At 69.9% G+C, this 18,285-nt stretch carries 20 protein-coding genes; 3 read left to right on the plus strand and 17 right to left on the minus strand.

Annotated elements, in window-relative coordinates; all coding sequences use genetic code 11:
• Positions 1 to 7: 7 nt before the first annotated feature.
• Positions 8 to 193, minus strand: coding sequence for a hypothetical protein (locus MFF01_RS05570; protein WP_238222765.1), 186 nt, complete (start codon positions 191 to 193; stop codon positions 8 to 10).
• 438 nt (positions 194 to 631) lie between these two features.
• Between MFF01_RS05570 and MFF01_RS05575 the strand changes: the two genes are divergently transcribed.
• Complete coding sequence (locus MFF01_RS05575; RefSeq protein ID WP_238222767.1) at positions 632 to 889, plus strand: hypothetical protein; 258 nt, start codon at positions 632 to 634, stop codon at positions 887 to 889.
• A 107-nt stretch (positions 890 to 996) separates the two neighbouring features.
• On the opposite strand, the gene MFF01_RS05580 is transcribed toward MFF01_RS05575, so the two are convergent.
• The 8 genes from MFF01_RS05580 to MFF01_RS05615 all read right to left on the minus strand — a co-directional run bounded on the left by MFF01_RS05580 (position 997) and on the right by MFF01_RS05615 (position 7,794).
• Positions 997 to 1,212, minus strand: coding sequence for an alkylphosphonate utilization protein (locus MFF01_RS05580; protein ID WP_238222769.1), 216 nt, complete (start codon positions 1,210 to 1,212; stop codon positions 997 to 999).
• Between the two features lie 27 nt (positions 1,213 to 1,239).
• Entirely contained in the window at positions 1,240 to 1,443 is a 204-nt protein-coding gene (locus MFF01_RS05585) for a hypothetical protein (RefSeq protein ID WP_238222772.1), read from the minus strand.
• 138 nt (positions 1,444 to 1,581) lie between these two features.
• Positions 1,582 to 2,313: an SOS response-associated peptidase gene (locus MFF01_RS05590; RefSeq protein ID WP_238222774.1), complete on the minus strand. Its 732-nt coding sequence runs from the start codon at positions 2,311 to 2,313 to the stop codon at positions 1,582 to 1,584.
• A 58-nt stretch (positions 2,314 to 2,371) separates the two neighbouring features.
• Complete coding sequence (locus MFF01_RS05595) at positions 2,372 to 3,376, minus strand: magnesium transporter CorA family protein (RefSeq protein WP_238222777.1); 1,005 nt, start codon at positions 3,374 to 3,376, stop codon at positions 2,372 to 2,374.
• 10 nt (positions 3,377 to 3,386) lie between these two features.
• Positions 3,387 to 4,241: an SDR family oxidoreductase gene (locus tag MFF01_RS05600; RefSeq protein WP_238222779.1), complete on the minus strand. Its 855-nt coding sequence runs from the start codon at positions 4,239 to 4,241 to the stop codon at positions 3,387 to 3,389.
• 9 nt (positions 4,242 to 4,250) lie between these two features.
• Positions 4,251 to 5,099, minus strand: coding sequence for an SDR family NAD(P)-dependent oxidoreductase (locus tag MFF01_RS05605; RefSeq protein WP_238222783.1), 849 nt, complete (start codon positions 5,097 to 5,099; stop codon positions 4,251 to 4,253).
• On the minus strand, positions 5,096 to 5,851 hold the full coding sequence (locus MFF01_RS05610; RefSeq protein WP_238222785.1) for an enoyl-CoA hydratase-related protein: 756 nt from the start codon (positions 5,849 to 5,851) through the stop codon (positions 5,096 to 5,098). Before MFF01_RS05610 ends, MFF01_RS05605 begins: the two co-directional genes overlap by 4 nt.
• A gap of 191 nt (positions 5,852 to 6,042) precedes the next feature.
• Positions 6,043 to 7,794: an acyl-CoA dehydrogenase family protein gene (locus MFF01_RS05615; RefSeq protein WP_238222786.1), complete on the minus strand. Its 1,752-nt coding sequence runs from the start codon at positions 7,792 to 7,794 to the stop codon at positions 6,043 to 6,045.
• Between the two features lie 244 nt (positions 7,795 to 8,038).
• Between MFF01_RS05615 and MFF01_RS05620 the strand changes: the two genes are divergently transcribed.
• Positions 8,039 to 9,016 (plus strand): L-threonylcarbamoyladenylate synthase, encoded by a 978-nt coding sequence (locus tag MFF01_RS05620; RefSeq protein WP_238222789.1) that lies wholly within the window; start codon positions 8,039 to 8,041, stop codon positions 9,014 to 9,016.
• A 128-nt stretch (positions 9,017 to 9,144) separates the two neighbouring features.
• Here the strand turns inward: MFF01_RS05620 and wrbA are convergent, their stop codons facing one another.
• A complete protein-coding gene (gene wrbA / locus MFF01_RS05625; RefSeq protein ID WP_238222791.1) occupies positions 9,145 to 9,744 on the minus strand; it encodes an NAD(P)H:quinone oxidoreductase in 600 nt (199 codons plus the stop codon).
• A gap of 133 nt (positions 9,745 to 9,877) precedes the next feature.
• Here wrbA and MFF01_RS05630 point away from each other — a divergent pair, with 133 nt between their 5' ends.
• A complete protein-coding gene (locus tag MFF01_RS05630; protein ID WP_238222792.1) occupies positions 9,878 to 10,759 on the plus strand; it encodes a LysR family transcriptional regulator in 882 nt (293 codons plus the stop codon).
• Positions 10,760 to 10,766: 7 nt separating this feature from the next.
• Here MFF01_RS05630 and greA read toward each other — a convergent pair whose 3' ends face one another.
• From greA to MFF01_RS05665, 7 genes are all read right to left on the minus strand, one after another.
• Positions 10,767 to 11,228, minus strand: coding sequence for a transcription elongation factor GreA (gene greA / locus MFF01_RS05635; RefSeq protein ID WP_238222794.1), 462 nt, complete (start codon positions 11,226 to 11,228; stop codon positions 10,767 to 10,769).
• 37 nt (positions 11,229 to 11,265) lie between these two features.
• Positions 11,266 to 12,252, minus strand: coding sequence for an acrylyl-CoA reductase (NADPH) (gene acuI / locus MFF01_RS05640; protein ID WP_238222798.1), 987 nt, complete (start codon positions 12,250 to 12,252; stop codon positions 11,266 to 11,268).
• A gap of 92 nt (positions 12,253 to 12,344) precedes the next feature.
• Positions 12,345 to 12,920 carry a hypothetical protein gene (locus MFF01_RS05645; protein WP_238222801.1) on the minus strand — a complete coding sequence of 192 codons (576 nt, stop codon included), beginning with the start codon at positions 12,918 to 12,920 and terminating at the stop codon, positions 12,345 to 12,347.
• 193 nt (positions 12,921 to 13,113) lie between these two features.
• Positions 13,114 to 14,088: a cell wall hydrolase gene (locus MFF01_RS05650; protein WP_435404632.1), complete on the minus strand. Its 975-nt coding sequence runs from the start codon at positions 14,086 to 14,088 to the stop codon at positions 13,114 to 13,116.
• A 137-nt stretch (positions 14,089 to 14,225) separates the two neighbouring features.
• Complete coding sequence (locus tag MFF01_RS05655) at positions 14,226 to 14,480, minus strand: hypothetical protein (protein WP_238222805.1); 255 nt, start codon at positions 14,478 to 14,480, stop codon at positions 14,226 to 14,228.
• A 191-nt stretch (positions 14,481 to 14,671) separates the two neighbouring features.
• Entirely contained in the window at positions 14,672 to 17,353 is a 2,682-nt protein-coding gene (ppdK, locus tag MFF01_RS05660; protein ID WP_238222806.1) for a pyruvate, phosphate dikinase, read from the minus strand.
• Between the two features lie 213 nt (positions 17,354 to 17,566).
• Complete coding sequence (locus MFF01_RS05665) at positions 17,567 to 18,205, minus strand: L,D-transpeptidase (protein WP_238222808.1); 639 nt, start codon at positions 18,203 to 18,205, stop codon at positions 17,567 to 17,569.
• Between the last annotated feature and the right edge of the window lie 80 nt (positions 18,206 to 18,285).

Here is an 18,285-nt window from a genome sequence, read left to right on the forward strand (position 1 = left end):
AGGATGTTCAGATGCCGCGAGCCCCGTCGGCGTCACGCATGGGCTGGCACAGCTTCGGGCTCAACTTGTCGAGGTGCTCGCAGGCATTGGCGAGATACCAGCTTCGCAGGTCGGGCTGCGTCGGGGCGATGTAGAGACCGACGAGGATGAAGCCGACAGCTCCGAGAATGACGAGGGTGAGGATGTTGCGCATGGCGTTGCTCCGGGAGCGCTCTCGAACGAGGGAGGCGGGCGGCATCGGCCCCACCATGCTTTCCCATCGCACGAACGCTCCAAAAAAATCAGCCTGTCGCCGCACGAGGGGCTGACAGGCTGTGAGAGGCTCGGGAGGAATCGAGGCGTTGAGACCTGCTTCGACAACCTTCGGTCGGAACGACCGGTTCCTGCCGAGCTGGCTAAAATTGCTCGGCCGGTGGCGCGTCCCGTCCGACGCCCCCGCGGCCGCCGATTCGTCTTGCCAACCGGCTCCCGCGATCCCATTTAAACCTCAGGCCGGTCGCGACCCTCGTCGCTCGACCGGAGACGGCCACGAGACGGTTTGGGGTGACGCCGGATGTACGCGCACCCCGCGCCGCTGCGTGGCCGTTGGCTTTCCAATCTCTCCGTTCCAGCGTCCGAGCACCGTCCCGTCATGGCCAAGCGCACGAAATCGAAACCGCAGGAGCGGGGTTCCGTCCTGTTCGACGTCCTTTACGAGGATGAGTCCCGCGCCTCGAACCGGCGCGTTCCCATGGAGATCCTGGGCGGGCTCGACGGCGATGCGCCGGCCCGCGAGATCATCGAGGAGCAGGATCGGGTCATCGCCGAGAAATCCGGCCGCCCTCTGAAGCCGATCCGAAGCCTGACCCGCTCGCCCATCCGCGTGCCGAGCACCGTGACGAACGATTGACACCGCCGGCCGATCCGCCCGGCGGTGTCGGCCCACGGTCTGCCTTGGCTTCACCGCCGTCGGGGAGAGACGACTCCGAGACGCACGCTCCCCGGGGCCGTCGCGCGTCAGGCCTTCTTGAGGAACTGGGTCTTCAGCACCAGGCCTTTGACCTTCTCGGCGTTGCACTCGATCTCATCGGGGTCGCCCGTGAGGCGGATGTTCTTGATCAGGGTTCCGCGCTTCAGGGTGGTCGAAGTTCCCTTCACCTTGAGGTCCTTGATTAGGGTCACCGCATCGCCATCGGCGAGCTTGGTCCCGTTCGAATCCTTCGTGTCGTCCATCGTCGTCTTTCGGGGTCGAGCGTCTGCTTAGGTCATGGGGGGTGTGTAGGGCCGGCCGGCATCGGTGAGCGCCCGGTCCACGGCTTCGATGGCGAGGAGGATGCGCGTGAGATCCTCCGCGGCCGAGGCGGCGGCGAGTTCGCTGGCCCCGATCCGCTTGGAGAGGGCGCTGCGCTGCCGGGCCAGACTGGCACGGGCCCGGTTCAGGTCGTTGATGTCTTCGGGCGTCATGGTTCGTCCCCTTCTTGAGCCGTCGCGCGAAGCCGGACGCTCGGCCCGCCGGGCCCGGTTCGAGCGATGCCGCCTTTGGGCCGAAGACGCAATGCCGGATCATCGGAAGCGCCCCCGGTCGTGCGCCCGCGCGAATCGTCAGAACAGCATGCCCTGCCCGTCCGCCTCGCCGGAGCGCGGCCGATCCTTCGGTGGCGTCAGGGGCACGACGAGGTCCGGCCCGTCGTTGCGGGCGTCGTTGACGCGCGGGCTCACGGGGTCGAGGGTGAGCCAGTCGTCGGGACACGGCCGGCATAGGGCGGCGGCGGCCTCCGGTTCGACCCCGCGCATGTCGAGCCAGGGTTCGACCTGTTCGGACGACAGGATCGCCGGCATCCGGTCGTGCACCGCCGCCATCGTCCCGTTGGCCCCCGTGGTGACGACGGCCGCCGTGTCGATCTCCGACCCGTCGGCCCCGAGCCAGTTCTCCCACAGGCCGGCCAGCGCCGTCGGGGCGCCGTCGGCGCGGCGGATCATGAACGGCGTGCGCGTCGCGGCTCGGCCCGTCCCCTCCCGGCGCCACTCGTAGAAACCGTCGGCGAGGAAGACGCAGCGACGGTGGCGCAGGGCGCCGCGAAACGTCGGCTTGTCCCGCATCGTCTCGACGCGGGCGTTGATGACGAGGGGAAACGCCTTCGGGTCCTTGACCCAGCTCGGCCACAGGCCCCAGCGCACGAGGCGGAACCGACGCCGGCCGTTCTCATGCACGACGACGGCCACGGGCTGGGTCGGCGCGATGTTGTACCGGGCCGGAAAGTTCGGCTGCTCGGCATAGCCGTAGGCCTGCCGATAGATCTCCGGTGCCTGGGAGGCGAAGTAGCGACCGCACATGGGAGAACCATCGGGATTGCAACGGGCCGGAGCAAGGCCCGTCGGGGGAAGCCCATCCTTAGAGCCACCGCTTCCAGCGGAAGAAGACGTAGGGCAGCACGGCGGCCACCACCATCATCACCACGGCCATGGGATAGCCGAGGTTCCAGTCGAGTTCCGGCATCGCCTTGAAGTTCATGCCGTAGATCGACGCGATGAGGGTCGGCGGCATGAACACCACCGCCATGACCGAGAACAGCTTGATGATGTTGTTCTGTTCGAGGTTCACGAGGCCCAGCGTCGCGTCGAGGAGGAACTGGATCTTCGAGGACAGGAAGGTGGCGTGCTCCTCGAGCGATTGGAGGTCGCGCAGGGTCGAGCGCACGTCCTCGCGCAGTTCGCGCGGCGCCTTGGTGGTGCGATAGGTCGCCGAGAGCGAGAGCAGGATGCGCTCCATGGAGACGAGGCTCTCGCGCTGCTTCGAGATGAGGTCGCCGTGGCGCCCGAGCGCCCGCAGGGTGTCCTGAAGAGCGGTGTTGCGGGCCGACGGATCGGCCTTCTCCTCGAAGATCTTGCCCGACAGGCGGTCGATGCGCTCGCCCTGGAGCTGGAGCACGTCGGCGGCCCGGTCGATCACCGTCTCGATGAGGCCGGCGAGGATCGTCTCGCCCGACGGCACGGTGGCGGGGCCGTTGCCCGTGGAGCGCCCGGCGCGCTGGGTGTACATCCGGAACGCCTGCGGTTCCTCGTAGCGCACGGTGACGAGGCGGTTGCCGCGCAGGATGAAGGTGATGCCGGCGAGCCCCGGCTCGTCGCCGTCGCTCACCTTGCTCAGGACCCGGCCGGTCATGTAGCGCGCCCCGTCCTCGACGTAGAGGAGTTCGGAGGGCTCGATGTCCTTCATCTCCTCGCGGGTCGGCACCGAGATGCCCATGAACGCCTCGACCTTGAGGTCCTCCTCCCGGGTCGGGCGGATCATGTCCAGCCACACGGTGTCGTCGGGAATCGGGTCCTGCAGTTCGAGGGAGCGGCGTTCGAGCAGGATCTGCCCGGCACCGGAAACCGGCTGGTGGATGAAGATCACGGATGGCGTCTCAGGCGAAGGCCCCGGGAGGCGGTGAACTCGCTTCCGGCACGAAGAAGTCCGGAGCAAGGGGGACGTCGGGTGTGACGCGGTATTTTGTAAAGTCCGTGACACCCTGCTCGGCGAGGAAACTGTCGTCGATGAGGAAGCGCCCGGTGGTCTCGCGGGCGGGCAGGCGGAAGAGGGCGTGGGCGGCGTCGGCGATGATGTCCGGTGTGCGGCTGGCCTGCATCAGGGCCTCGCCGCCCAGCAGGTTCTTCACCGCCGCCGTCGCGATGGTGGTGCGCGGCCACAGGGCGTTGACGGCGATGCCCTGGCGGCGCAGCTCGCCGGCGAGCCCGAGGACGCACAGGGACATGCCGAACTTCGCCATGGTGTAGGCCAGATGCGGCGCGAACCACTTCTCCGCCATGTCGAGGGGCGGCGACAGCATGAGGATGTGGGGATTTTCGGCCTTCTCGAGGTGCGGGATCGCGTATTTCGAGACCATGTAGGTGCCGCGGGTGTTGATCGCGTGCATGAGGTCGAAGCGCTTCATCTCCGTCTGCGGCGTGCGGGTGAGCGAAATGGCGCTGGCGTTGTTCACCACGATGTCGAGGCCGCCGAAGGTGCTCGCGGTTCTGTCGATGGCGGCGGCGACGCTGTCCTCGTCGCGGACATCCACGATCAGGGGCAGCGCCCGCCCGCCTGCCGCCTCGATGGCGGCGGCGGCCGTGTGGATGGTGCCCTCGAGCTTCGGGTGGGGCGTGTCGGTCTTGGCCGCGATGGCGACGTTGGCGCCGTCGCGGGCCGCCCGCAGGCCGATGGCGAGGCCGATGCCGCGCGAGGCACCGGTGATGAACAGGGTCTTGCCGCGCAGTGACATGCCGTCCTCTCAGGGTCCGATGTGGAATCGCGCCGGCTGGGTGCCGTCGGCGTCGGTGAAGCCGTACCGGGCGGCGAGGTCGCCCGCGTGCAGAACCTGCCCGGCCTGGGCCGCGACATCCGGATCGGCGGCGAGCGCCGCCAGCGCCCGCCCGGCATAGAGCGGACTCTCCGTGGCCAAGTCGCCGTGGCCGAGATCGAGCACCCGCTCCGTGCGCACGAAGCCGGGCGACAGGGCCAGCGCCGTGACGCCGTGGGGGCTGAGCTCCTGCGCGCAGGCGAAGGCGAGGCGGTTCGTCGTCGCCTTGGCGAGGTCGTAGAACACGTCGCCGAGGTAGCCGGGCGCGGTGTCGAAGGAGATGAAGGCGAGGAGGCCCGCTTTCGCCGCCACCATGGCGGGCGCCACCGCCCGGGCCAGGAGGAGGCCGGGATACGGCCCGCTGCCGAAGAACTCCGAGAACGGCTCGGCCGAGCGCCGCCAGAACGGCGTGCCCCAGGCGGCGCCGTCGGGATAGCGCTCGCCGTCGTAGCCCTCGCCCCCGCCCCAGACGCTGGAGACGGCGACATCGATCCGGCCGAAGCGGCGCAGGGCCCAGTGGACCAGGGTGTCGACGGCCCGTTCGCTCGTGTGGTCGCACAGGTAATGGTGGCCCCTGCCCCCGGCGGCGTCGACGATCCGGGCGGTGTCCTCGATGGTTTCGCGCCGTCCGTCCGTGCGCGGGCCGGCCTCGCTGGAGCGCGCGGTGACGACCACCGTGGCGCCGGCCTCGCCCAAGGCCCGCGCGATTCCTCGCCCGACGCCCCGCGACGCCCCGGCGACGAGGCAGACCTTCGTGCGGAGGTCGGGCGGCCGGCTCACGCCTTGCGCGACCGGTTGAGGAAGGCCGCGAAGGCGTCCTGTGCCTCCGGCGAGCGCAGGCGCGCCTCGAAAGCCACGGCCTCCGCCTCCACGGCCGCTTCGAGGGCGGCCTGATCGCCCCGGATCAGGGCACGGGTCGCCTGCAGCGGTCCCGGCGGCAGGGCGGCGAGGCGGGCGGCCTTGGTGAGGGCGTGGTCGAGGAGGAGGTCGGCCGGGATGACGGCGTTGGCCAGACCGAGGCGCACGGCCTCGTCGGCATCGTAGGCTTCGCAGAGCAGCAGGATCTCGGTGGCGCGGAGCAGGCCGACCCGGCGCGGCAGCAGATAGCTCGACCCCGCCTCGGGCACGAGGCCGAGCTCCACGAACGGCATGCGGAAATTCGCCGCCGGGCTCGCGTAGACGAGGTCGCAATGCAGGGTCAGGGTCGCGCCGATCCCCACGGCGATCCCGTCGACCGCCGCCACCATCGGGGTGCGGGTGCGGGCGAGTTGCCGGATGAACCGAAGGGCCGGGGATTGCTCGAACGGGTGCCGCGCGGCCGCGACGAAGTCGGCGAGGTCGTTGCCGGCGCTGAACGCCCCGGGGGAACCTGCGAACACCACGGCGCCGATGACGTCCGACCGGTCGGCCTCCGCCAGGGCCTCGCGCAGGGTGTCGTACATCGCCCCCGTGAGAGCGTTCTTCTTCTCGGGCCGGTCGATGCGCAGGAGACGGACGCGGCCGGTGTCCTGAATGACGACGTGTTCGGTCATGGGTGTGTCCTGGTCCGTGTCGTCCGCATAACTCGGTCCTCTCGGGGCCGTCGTCTTCGTGCAACCCGCCGGTCGCGCGGGTCCCCTCTCCTTTCAGGAGGGGGGGCCTGTCGTGGTCTTCGCCGAGCTATCGAAGCTTGTGAAACCGTCCTCAACGAAGGTGCGAATTGCATCGCCGGTGCAGGGGGGATTCACCCCACCAACGCCAGGGCCGCCGTCTCGGTGAAGGCGCCGCCATCCATCACGGTGTCGGCGAGGCCCGCCGCCGCCGTCAGTTCGTTCTCGGCGAAGAACCGCGCCAGGGCGATGCGGCCGGCATGCCCCGGATCGGTGTCGCCGGCCTGGAGGGCGGCGCGGGCCGCGCGCGCGCCTTGCGCGAGGCAGGCCGCACCCTGGACGAGGCCGAACAGGCGCAGATACGGCGTTGCCCCGGGCAGCGCCGTCTCCGGCCGGTTGGAGGCGAGGGCCCGGAGCTGGAAGCTCGTCGCCCGGTCGAGGGCCTCGATCCCGGCGCGCAGGCGCGCGCCCATGTGGCCGTAGGCGGGGTCGGCGTCCTTGAGCAGGCCCTCGGCCACCCGGCGCAGGGACGCGAGCTGGGCGCGGACCGTGGCGCCGTCCCGCAGCGGCAGCTTGCGGGTCACGAGGTCGATTGCCTGGATGCCGTTGGTGCCCTCGTAGATCCCGAGGATGCGCGCGTCGCGCATGTGCTGGGCCGCGCCCGTCTCCTCAACGAAGCCCATGCCGCCATGGACCTGCACGCCCAGCGACGTGACCTCATTGGCGATGTCCGTGGAGAAGGCCTTGGCGACGGGGGTCAGCAGGGAGGCACGGTCGTGTGCCGCCTGGCCTTCGGCCCCGCGCGCGGCGTCGAGGGCGGCGGCCGTGAGGTAGCAGATCCCACGCGCCGCCGCCGTGTAGGCTTTCATGGTGAGCAGCATCCGCTGCACGTCGGCGTGTTCCACGATGGCGCTGGTGCCTTGCGCGCCCGGCGCTCTGCCCTGCCGGCGCTCGCGGGCATAGGCGAGGGCGCCCTGCGTTGCCCGCTCGGCGATGCCGACGCCCTGGAGCCCGACGCCGAGGCGGGCCGCGTTCATCATCGTGAACATGCAGGCGAGCCCCCGGTTCTCCTCGCCGATGAGCCAGCCGATGGCGCCGCCATCATCGCCGAACGCCATGGAGCAGGTGGGCGAGCCGTGGATGCCGAGCTTGTGCTCGATGCCCGAGCAGCGCAGGTCGTTGAGGGTTCCGTCCGGTAGCACCTTGGGCACGAGGAACAGCGAGATGCCGCGCGTGCCGGCCGGCGCGTCCTTCAGCCGGGCGAGGACGAGGTGGACGATGTTGTCGGCGAGATCGTGCTCGCCATACGTGATGTAGATCTTGGCGCCGACGATGCGGTAGCGGCCGTCGCCCACGGGCTCGGCGCGGCTGCGCAGGAGGGCGAGATCGGAGCCGGCCTGGGGCTCGGTCAGGTTCATGGTGGCGGTCCACTCGCCCGACACGAGCTTTCCGAGGTAGCGCGCCTTCAAGTCCTCCGAGCCATGCTGCGCCAGGGCCTCGATGCCGCCGGCGGTGAGCAGCGGGCACAGGCCGAAGGCGATGCTGGCGCCGTTCCACATCTCCGTGCAGGCGGCGTTGAGGAGGAGCGGCAAACCCTGCCCGCCATGGTCGGGGTCGGCCGACAGGCCGTTCCAGCCGCCGTCAATCCAAGTCCGGTAAGCTTCGCGCCAGCCGGGCGCCGTGGTGACGGCGCCGTCCCGAAGGGGGGTGCCGTGGCGGTCGCCGGCCCGGTTCAGGGGGGCGATGACGCCGTCCGCCACCCGCGCGGCCTCTTCCAGGATGGTGCGGGCGTCGTCGGCCGTGAGGTCGTCGCCCAGCACCGCATCGAGCCCGGCGACGTGGCGCAGGGCGAACAGCATCTCGGAGACCGGGGCACGGTAGGTCATGGGGCTCCCTCGAACCGTTTTCTTGCGTCGCGCCTTTTGGATGGCGCGTCCGACCCTTGTTTGACGCAAGCCCCGCCCCGGCGCTAGAGCACCCCCCTGCCCCGGCGGGGCGCCGGGCTGGGTAAGTTTCGACCGTGCAACGACTTAGTGGGGCCTCCGGACCGGCGGCGTTCGACCGTCTTCAAGCGCAAGCGGGCTCGACGGCACCAGCCGTTTCCATCCGCTTCCCAAAGATAGTTTAGATATGAACGATCGTCGGTCAAGCCTGCGTCTGCTGCCCGATGCCGCCGGGCTCGCCGAGGCCGCGCGCCTTCTGTCGGATGGGCGTACCGTCGCGTTCCCCACGGAGACCGTCTACGGCCTCGGGGCCGATGCCTGCGATCCGGCGGCCGTCGCCCGCATCTATGCGGCGAAGGAGCGGCCTCGCTTCAACCCGCTCATTGCCCATCTCGCCGACGCCGACGCGGCGCGGATGCAGGGGGTGTTCGACGCCGACGCGTCGCGCCTCGCCGCGGCGTTCTGGCCCGGTCCCCTCACCCTCGTGGTACCGGCCGGTCGCGGCTGCACCGTCTGTGACCTCGCGCGTGCGGGCCTCGCCAGTGTGGCCTTGCGGGTGCCGGGCAACGGACTCGCCCGCGATCTCCTCGCCCGTGTCGGTCGCCCGGTGGCGGCGCCCTCGGCCAACCGCTCCGGCCGGGTCAGCCCCACCTGCGCCGCGCACGTGCTGGCCGACCTCGACGGGCGGATCGATGCCGTGCTCGACGGCGGCACCGCTCCCGTGGGGGTCGAATCGACGGTGGTGGCCTGCCTCGGCGGCCCGCCGCGCCTGTTGCGGCCGGGCGGGATCACGCGGGCCGATCTGGAGCGGGTGCTGGGCCGCGCCCTCGCGGGCCCTGAGGCGGGGGGCGAGGCGGTCCCAGTCGGGCCGGGCCTCCTCGCCTCGCACTATGCGCCCCGCGCCCGTGTGCGCCTCGACGCCGTGACGGTGGAGCCGGACGAAGCCGTGCTGCGCTTCGCCCGAATGCCCGAAAGTCCCGGTGCCCCGGCCGCGTTCGATCTCAGCCCGACCGGCGATCTGGCGGAGGCCGCCGCGAACCTGTTCTCGGCGTTGCGGCACCTCGACGCTTCGGGCGCCGCGACCATCGCCGTCGCGCCGATACCGCCGGACGGCCTCGGCGAGGCGATCAACGATCGCCTGCGCCGGGCCGCCGCGCCCCGCTGAATCTTTTTCGCGGAACGACGGGAACTTATCGCCCGATACCCCGTTCGACCTCACGAAGGCCGATTCAGCCCCCAGATGGCCTTCAGCCTTTCAAGGCTCGGAGAAATCCGAGCCTTCTTCTTATGCGGTCAGCCCGCGAGCTTGGCGGCGATGCCGGCGACGTGGCGACCCTGGTAGCGGGCCCCGGCCAGATCCGTGGCGCTCGGCTGGCGCGAGCCGTCGCCGTCTGCCAGCGTGGTGGCGCCGTAAGGCGAGCCGCCCTTCACCTCGTCGACACCCATCTGGCCCTGGAACGCGTAGGGCAGGCCCACCACCACCATGCCGTGGTGCAGCAGCACCGTGTGGAAGCTCGTCAGTGTCGTCTCCTGGCCGCCGTGCTGGCTCGCCGTCGAGGTGAAGGCCGAGCCGACCTTGCCCACGAGGGCGCCCTTGGCCCAAAGGCCGCCGGTCTGGTCGATGAACTGCTTCATCTGTGCCGCCATGTTGCCGTAGCGGGTCGGCGTGCCGAAGATGATGGCATCGTAACCGGGCAACTCGTCCACGGTGGCGATGGGGGCGGCCTGGTCGAGCTTGTAGTGGGACTGCCGAGCGACCTCCTCGGGCACCAATTCGGGCACGCGCTTGATCGTGACCTCGGCCCCGACCTCCCGTGCGCCCTCGGCGACGGCCTCGGCCATCTTCTCCACGTGACCCCACGACGAGTAGTACAGCACCAGAACCTTGGTCATCGCAGCGTATCCCTTTGGTGTCGTTGCCGGCGCCCTCGGCGCGTTTCGGTCGGTGCCTTATCGCCCGGATCGGCCTTTGCGAAAATGCCCTGTCGTGCAAGATCGATCTTGCAATCCTGCAAGAGGGGGCGGCATGGACTGGGACGACTTTCGCCTCGTTCGGGCGGTGGGCGAGGCCGGTGGCTTGACGCGGGCGGCCGAGGAGCTCGGCATCAACCCCTCGACGGCCTTCCGCCGCCTCGCCGGGATCGAGGCGGCCCTCGAGACCACACTGTTCGACCGCCACCGGGCCGGCTACGCGCCCACGGCGGCGGGCCTCGTGATGATGGGTGCCGCCGCCCGCATGGCCGGCGACGTCGAGCGCTTCACCCGCGAACTCGCGGGACGCGACCGCAATCCCGTGGGCGACTTGCGGATCACCGCTCCGGCGAGCCTCATCGCCGATATGCTGATGCCCTCGCTCGCGCGATTCAGCCGGCGTTATCCGGGCATCCGTCTGCACGGCATCGTCGCGGAGGAGGCCCTGAACCTGTCCCGCCGCGACGCCGACGTGGCGTTGCGGGCGAGCGACGCCCCGCCCGCGACCCTGGTGGGGCGGCGCCTCGCCACCATCGCGTGGGCGATCTATGGGCGATCCGACTTCGCGGAACGCGATCGGGCGGCATGCCCCTGGGTGGTGCCGGGAGAAAGCGTCGCAGGCGGCCGCTTCACCCGGTTCGTGGAAGCCCGGGCCGTCGCCGATCGAGTGGTTCTCACCCTCAACACGGTACTGGGCCTGCGCGAGGCGGTGGAGGCCGGTCTCGGTATCGGCCCCCTACCCTGCTGGTCGGCCGATGACCGCCCCGATCTCGTGCGGCTGTCGGGCGTGGAGGCCGAACTCGGCGCCGGCCTCTGGCTCCTCGCCCATCCGGACCTGCGCCAATCGGCGAGGGTGCGGGCGTTCATGGATTTCATGGCCGAGGAAATCGCCGCCCTGCGCCCCCGGATCGAAGGCGAGGCGACGGCATCACGATGATCCCGACTTACTTGGTCTCGACGATCTCGATCTCCTGACCGTTGACCTCGACGGTGTCGCCGACGCCCTTGCCCGTCAGCGCCCGCGCCATGGGGGAGACGTAGGACAGGCTGCCCTGAGTCGGGTCCGCCTCGTCCTCGCCGACGATTCGGAAGGTCTGGCGGCTGTCGTCCTCACGCAGGATGGTCACGGTGGAGCCGAACCGCACCACGTCGCCGGGTTCGACCTCCACCAGCTGGGCCGAGCCGAGCCGCGCCGTCCAGTAATGCAGGTCGCGGGTGACGCGGGCCTCGTCCGCCTTGGCGTCGGGCGTCAGGGCCGAGAACGCCGCTTGCAGGCGCGCAACTTCCGCCTCGATCTGCGCCAGTCCCTCGGGGGTGACGAAGTTCGGATGTTCGGAGATGGTGCGGTCGGGAAGGTCTTCGAAGGCCTCGCCGCCCTCGGTCTCTTTGACGAATGCTCTGCTCATAAAGCCAGAAATGCGCCGGAGGGCCGCACGGTTCCGCCTAAGGAACCGTCACGACCGTCCGGCCCCGCACGCCGCCTGCGAGAATCGCCTCGGCGAGGCGGTCCACCTCGGCGAGGGGCACCGTGGTGGTCATGGCGGCCAGGGCCGTCCGATCGAGGTCGCGCGCGAGGCGGTCCCAGGCGGCCCGGCGCTTCGGCAGGGGCGTTGTCACGCTGTTGATGCCCAGCAGCGAGACGCCCCGCAGGATGAACGGGGCCACGGAGGACGGCAGGTCCATGCCCTGCGCGAGGCCGCAGGCGGCCACGGCCCCGCCGGCCTTGGTGGCGGCCAAGACGTTGGCGAGGGTGTGGGACCCGACGACATCGACGGCCGCCGCCCAGCGTTCCTTGGCGAGGGGCTTGCCGGGCTGCGAGAGTTCGGCGCGGTCGAGGCATTCGGCGGCCCCGAGGCCTGACAGGTAATCAGCCTCCTCCCCCCGGCCCGTGGCCGCGATGACGTGCCAACCCGCCCGCGCCAGGAGCGCCACCGCCACGGAGCCGACGCCGCCCGACGCGCCCGTGACCAGAGCCGGGCCGTCGCCGGGGCGGGCACCATGGTGTTCGAGGGCCATGAGGGACAGCATCGCGGTGTATCCGGCGGTGCCGATGGCCATGGCCTCGGCCCCACTCAGGCCCTCCGGCAGGGGCACGAGCCAGTCGCCCCTCACCCGCGCCCGTTCGGCATAGCCGCCGAGGTGGGTCTCGCCGACGCCCCAGCCCGTGAGGATCACGGCGTCGCCGGGCGCGTAATCGGGATGGGTGGAGGTCTCAACCACTCCGGAGAAATCGATGCCGGGAATCATCGGGAATCGGCGCACGACGGGCGAACGCCCGGTCATGGCGAGGCCGTCCTTGTAGTTCACCGTGGAGTGGGTGACCCGGACGGTGACGTCGCCGTCCATGAGGTCGGAATCGTCGAGGGTGCCGAAGGTCAGGGATTGCCCCGTCGCGGCCTTGTCGACCACCCACGCGTTGAACCGGCCCATTCGCGCCTCCCATCTCCGACACGGGTAGGTGTCGCGCGGCCGACGCGAATCAAGCGCCCCGGCCGGCAGGACCGGCCGGGGCGATGCCGGCTTCAGTAGCCGTCGTAGATGCTGCCCGAGGAGAAGCCGAGGCCGACGCCGATATCGGCCGAGCTGGCGCCGGCGATGCCGAGGGCGTCCGGAATTGAGCCGATGCGGGGACCGTAGCCGCCCGTGCTGTGGCCGGCCGGCACCCAGCCCGCGCGGGCCGGCTGGACGAGGACGCGACGGCGCACGTTGGCGTATTGCGGCGGGATCGTCTCGGGGATCGTCTGGGCGGGCTGCACCAGCACCCGGCGCTGGCGCACGGCATATTGCGGCGGCACGTCGACCCAGCAGCCGACGAGCTCGCCATAGGCGTCGCGGCGGGTCTGCCAGACGCGGCCGCCGGGGCTGACGAGGACGCGCTCGGCCACGGTGTCGTAGACGGGCGGGACCGTGCGGTAGACCGTCTCGGCCGGACGCACGAGAACCTGTTCGTTCACGGCGCCGAAGACCGGCGGGGTCGCGACGTAGCGGTAGCACTCGGCGCCGCCGCACCCGCCCGCCTGGGCGGAGGCTGCGAACAGAACGGCGCCGGTGATGGCAAGGGCGATGGGGGTCGTGAATCGGGTGACCGGCGCGGTCATGCGGGCTTCCTCGGGCTGGAACGTGGATACGGTCGGAATGGGCGCCGTTCGATTGCGCACATCTCGACGTATCAGAGGCAGCCTTGTTGCCGTTCGAGCAACCCGAATTCAGACTTAGGGTAAAATTAACCTAGGCTTAGGACTACTTAGCTGTAGCGATGCTTAAGTAGAATGCGAGCGAATCCGCTAAGATTCAGGTCTGTCCGCGCTTGAGCTGGTAGAAGATGTGCCGGCCGATGACATCCATCTTGCGCAGGCGCCGCGACCAGCCGGGTCGCACGTAATCCGCATGGTAATGGGTCGCGTCGCCGACCTCGGCGAGGTAGGTCCGCCCCTCGATCACCGCGCTGGCGATGCGGGTGGCCGATTGCCAGGACGGCCCGTCGGTGATGCGCAGGGACTTGCCCTCGCAGGCGAAGGAGAACTGGCAGCCCATGTAGCGGTGGCGGTTCTGGTAGACCACGCCGCAGACGTTGCTCGGGTAGAGCCCGCTCTTCACGCGGTTGAGGACCACCTGCGCCACGGCGGCCTGCCCGTCCTCGGGCTCGCTGCGGGCTTCGAAGTACACGGCTTCGGCGAGGCAGCGCTGTTCGCGGTCGAGGGCGTCGGGTCCGATGAGGTCGGCGTAGCGGTGGCGGGCATTGTCCAGGACGGAGGCGGCGGGCGTCTCGGAATCGCGGCGGGGCGAGAATCCCGGGATCGCCAGGCTCGCCGCCGCGACCTCCACGGGGGTGGCGTCGGCGGGCGCCGGCGTGGTGGAGGACAGGGCCACGGCGCGGGGAATCGCCGGCGTCGAGCCGTCGCCGGTCTCCGCGGTCCCCTCCCCTTCAACGGTGGGTGGGACGAAGCCGGCCTCCGCATCGAGGTCGGGATTCCAGGTCGCCGGTCCGGGCAGGAGAACGCCCACGAGGGACCCGGACAGATTCGCCGTGAGGATGGACGCGGCCCCCTCGAAGGCTGGCCCGCCGTTCACGGAGGCGCGCGGCCGTGCGCCCACGAGCGGAACGGCGGGACCGATCCGCGCCTCGTGCACGATGAGGTGCTTCCCGCCGTCCGTCCCGGCGCTCGCCGTGAAGGAGACCAGGAGGCCCATGCCGGCGGCCCAAGGCGCCATGGCGGCGCTGAGCCAGCGCAGGCTCGAATCGCGTCGTACCCGTTTCGTGCCCACGACCAACCGACTCACGCTACGCATCAACACCCCGGCCCGCCGCGCCCGGGGTCAAGGTTCCCGCGTTCGGCATCCGATGGGCACATGATCGCGTGGCATGGTTGCGGAGCGGTTAAAGCCGCTCCGCCGCCGGTGGTTCAGAATGTGCCGGGGCGCCCGTGGGCAGCCGCGAAGGCGTTCACCAGGGTTGCGGGTGCCGAGGCGGCACCGTCCCGCAGGCCGGTGATGCGCGTGGCATCGGCGTCGCTCTGGGTGGCGACGGCGAGGACGAGGAGCGCAAGGGTCACGAGACCGCCGAAGGCCCAGACATAGGCCTGCTGGACGACGCTTGGGATCGGGACCGCGGCGGGATTTTCGTTGAGAAACAAGGGGGTGGGCGTCGTATCGATCATGGCCGGCGTTCCCACGCGAAGGCAGCCACTCCAGTGAGCAGGGAAACTCGCGCAATGGATTGGCACTAGCATCGAACGTGCCGGGGCGAAATCGGTTCGCCGTGTTTTCGACAATTTGTTGAACGGATTTCGCCATGCGCTTCCCGGGCGGCAGGGAGCTGCCCGGGAAGGGTCCGATCAGGACTTCTTACTCAGGACTTCTTGGCGGTGTCGCGGGCGGCGAGGGCGGCCTGCGCGGCGGCCAGACGCGCGATCGGCACGCGGTAGGGCGAGCACGACACGTAGTCGAGGCCGACCTCCTGACAGAAGCCGATGGAGGCCGGATCGCCGCCATGCTCGCCGCAGATGCCGAGCTTGATGTCCGGGCGCACGGCCCGGCCGCGCTCGACACCGATGCGCACGAGTTCGCCGACCCCCTCCTGATCGATGGAGATGAACGGGTCGGCGGCAAGAATCCCCTTCTGGGTGTAGGCCCCGAGGAAGGTCGCGGCGTCGTCGCGGGAAATGCCGAGCGCCGTCTGCGTCAGGTCGTTGGTGCCGAACGAGAAGAACTCCGCCGTCTCGGCGATATCACCCGCTCGCAGGGCCGCGCGCGGCAGCTCGATCATGGTGCCGACCTGATAGACGACGCTGCTGCCGGTCTCCTCGGAGACGGCCTTCGCCATAGCATCGATGCGCGCCTTGACGATGTCGAACTCCATCTTGGTGAAGACGAGGGGCACCATCACTTCCGACGTCACCGGGGCGCCGGTCTCCTTGGCGGCCTGGACGGCGGCCTCGAAGATGGCCCGCGCCTGCATCTCGGCGATCTCCGGGAAGGCGATGGCGAGGCGGCAGCCGCGGAAGCCGAGCATCGGGTTGAACTCGTGCAGCTCCGTCATCCGGCGGCGCAGCTTGTCCTCCGACACGCCCATGCTGGTGGCGACGTCCTGCACCTCGGCATCCGTGTGGGGCAGGAATTCGTGCAGCGGCGGATCGAGCAGGCGGATCGTGACGGGCAGGCCCGACATGATCGTGAACAGCTCCGCGAAGTCCTGGCGCTGGTAGGGCAGGATCTTGGCCAGCGCCGCGCGGCGGCCTTCGGCGTCGTCGGCCAGAATCATCTCGCGCACGGCGACGATGCGGTCGCCTTCGAAGAACATGTGCTCCGTGCGGCACAGGCCGATGCCCTCGGCGCCGAAGTTGCGGGCGGCCCGCGCATCGGTGGGGGTGTCGGCGTTGGTGCGGACCTTCATGGTGCGGACCTTGTCGGCCCAGCCCATGAGGGTGGCGAACTCGCCGGACAGGGACGGCTCCAGCATCGCCACCTCGCCGAGCAGCACCTGCCCCGTCGAACCGTCGATGGTGATCCTGTCGCCGGCCTTCAGGGTCGTGCCCGCCACCGTGAGGGTCCCGGCCTTGTAGTCGACCCGGACGGTACCGGCGCCCGAGACGCAGGGCTTGCCCATGCCGCGCGCCACCACGGCCGCGTGGCTCGTCATGCCGCCGCGCGTGGTGAGGATGCCCTCGGAGGCGTGCATCCCGTGGATGTCCTCCGGCGAGGTCTCGATGCGCACGAGGATGCACTTGCGCTCGGCCTTGCGGGCGGCCTCGGCATCCTCGGAATTGAACACGATCTCGCCCGTGGCGGCACCCGGCGAGGCGGGCAGGCCCGAGGCGATGACCTTGCGCTCGGCCTTCGGATCGATGGTCGGGTGCAGGAGCTGATCGAGGGCCGCCGGCTCGATGCGGCCGATGGCTTCTTCCTGGGTGATCAGCCCTTCGGCCGCGAGGTCGACGGCGATGCGAAGCGCAGCCTTCGCCGTGCGCTTGCCGTTGCGGGTCTGAAGCATCCAGAGCTTGCCCGACTCAATGGTGAACTCCATGTCCTGCATGTCGCGGTAATGGGTCTCGAGGAGACCGTAGATCCGCACGAGTTCGGCGTAGGAATCCGGCATCGCCAGTTCCATGGACGGACGGTCGGATTTCGCCTCGATGCGGGCTTTCTCGGTGATGTCCTGCGGCGTGCGGATGCCCGCCACCACGTCTTCCCCTTGCGCGTTGATGAGGAACTCGCCGTAGAGGGCGCGCTCACCCGTCGAGGGATTGCGGGTGAAGGCGACGCCGGTCGCCGAGGTGTCGCCCATGTTGCCGAACACCATGGCCTGGACGTTGACGGCCGTGCCCCAGCTCTCGGGGATGTTGTTCAGTTCACGGTATTTCTTGGCGCGCGGGATCATCCACGAATCGAACACCGCTCCGATGGCGCCCCAGAGCTGGTCCTCGGCCCCCTGCGGGAAGTCCGAGCCGTGCTCGGCCTTCACGATGGCCTTGTACCGGGTCACGAGCTGCTTCCAGTCCTCGGCGCCGAGTTCGGTGTCGAGGCTGACGCCCTTCTCGTCCTTGTAGTGCTCCAGGGCCTCCTCGAAGGCGTGATGCTCCACGCCGAGGACCACGTTGGAATACATGGTGATGAAGCGACGGTACGAATCGTAGGCGAAGCGCGGATCGCCGGCGCCCGTCGCCAGGGCCTCGACGGTGACGTCGTTGAGGCCGAGGTTGAGCACCGTGTCCATCATGCCGGGCATCGAGGCGCGGGCGCCCGAGCGGACCGAGACGAGGAGCGGGTTCTTCGGGTCGCCGAAGCCGCGGCCCGTGAGCTTGCCGACGGCCTCGAGGGCGGCGGCGACCTCATCCTTCAGCTCGTCCGGGTAGGTCCGGCCGTTGTCATAGTAGGCTGTGCAGACTTCCGTGGTGATGGTGAAGCCGGGGGGGACCGGCAGGCCGAGATTGGACATCTCGGCGAGATTCGCGCCCTTGCCGCCGAGCAGGTTGCGCATGGAGGACTGACCCTCCGCCTTGCCGTCCCCGAAGGAATAGACCCACTTGCCCATCGTGATCCGCCCGATTGCTGGAGGACATCGCGCATAGCGCGCCATCGTATCCGGCGGGTTGGACCATCTCCTCCCGCAACGCAAGGTGAACGCCGCGGCGAGTCCGTGCGAGCATGACGGAATTCACGGGTTGTCACATGCCGCTGGTGCGCCGACTCGGGAGAATTCCCGCCCGGCCCCCGCGCCCGGGCGGGCGCGATTCAACTCAGGCGGTCAGACCCGGTATTTGCCGTTGCGCTTCACCAGCACCTGGGTGCCGACGGGGACGCGCTCGTAGAGGTCGACGATGTCCTCGTTGAGCATCCGTACGCAGCCGGACGAGAGCTGTTCGCCGATGCTCCAGGGCTCGTTGGTGCCGTGGATGCGGAACAGGGTGTCTCGGTTGCCCTGGTAGAGATAGAGTGCGCGGGCGCCCAGGGGATTGTCGAGGCCGCCCTTGCGGGTGCGCGGCAGGTCGGGATTGAGGGAGACCATGGTGGTGGTCGGGCTCCAATCCGGCCACACCCCTTTACGGGCGATGTGGGCCTCGCCCTTCCACGAGAAACCCGCCTTGCCGACGCCGACCCCGTACTGGATGGCGCTGCCGTCTTCCTGCACCAGGGCGATCTGCCGGTTGTCGATATCGACCACGATGGTGCCGGGCTTCTCGGGGCCGGTGTAGCGCACCACCTGGCGGCGATACTTCGGATCGAGGCGCGACTTGTCGACGAGGGGCACGTCGAACGGCTTGTCCGGCATGGTGCCGGTGTACCAGGCGGCATCGTCGGACGCGACGTTCACCGGGCCGCGCGCGTTGCAGGCGGCCAGGGGGGCGATGAGGATCAGGCCGAGGACGATGCGGCGGATCGGCATGAGGGGCTCCACGGACGCGGGATCGGCACCTGGGTGTCGGATTCGTCCCTTGAGTAGCCTCCCCGGCGCGCAGAGGGTGT

Source organism: Methylobacterium adhaesivum (assembly GCF_022179065.1).
In the GTDB taxonomy this organism is placed as follows: Bacteria; Pseudomonadota; Alphaproteobacteria; order Rhizobiales; family Beijerinckiaceae; genus Methylobacterium; species Methylobacterium adhaesivum.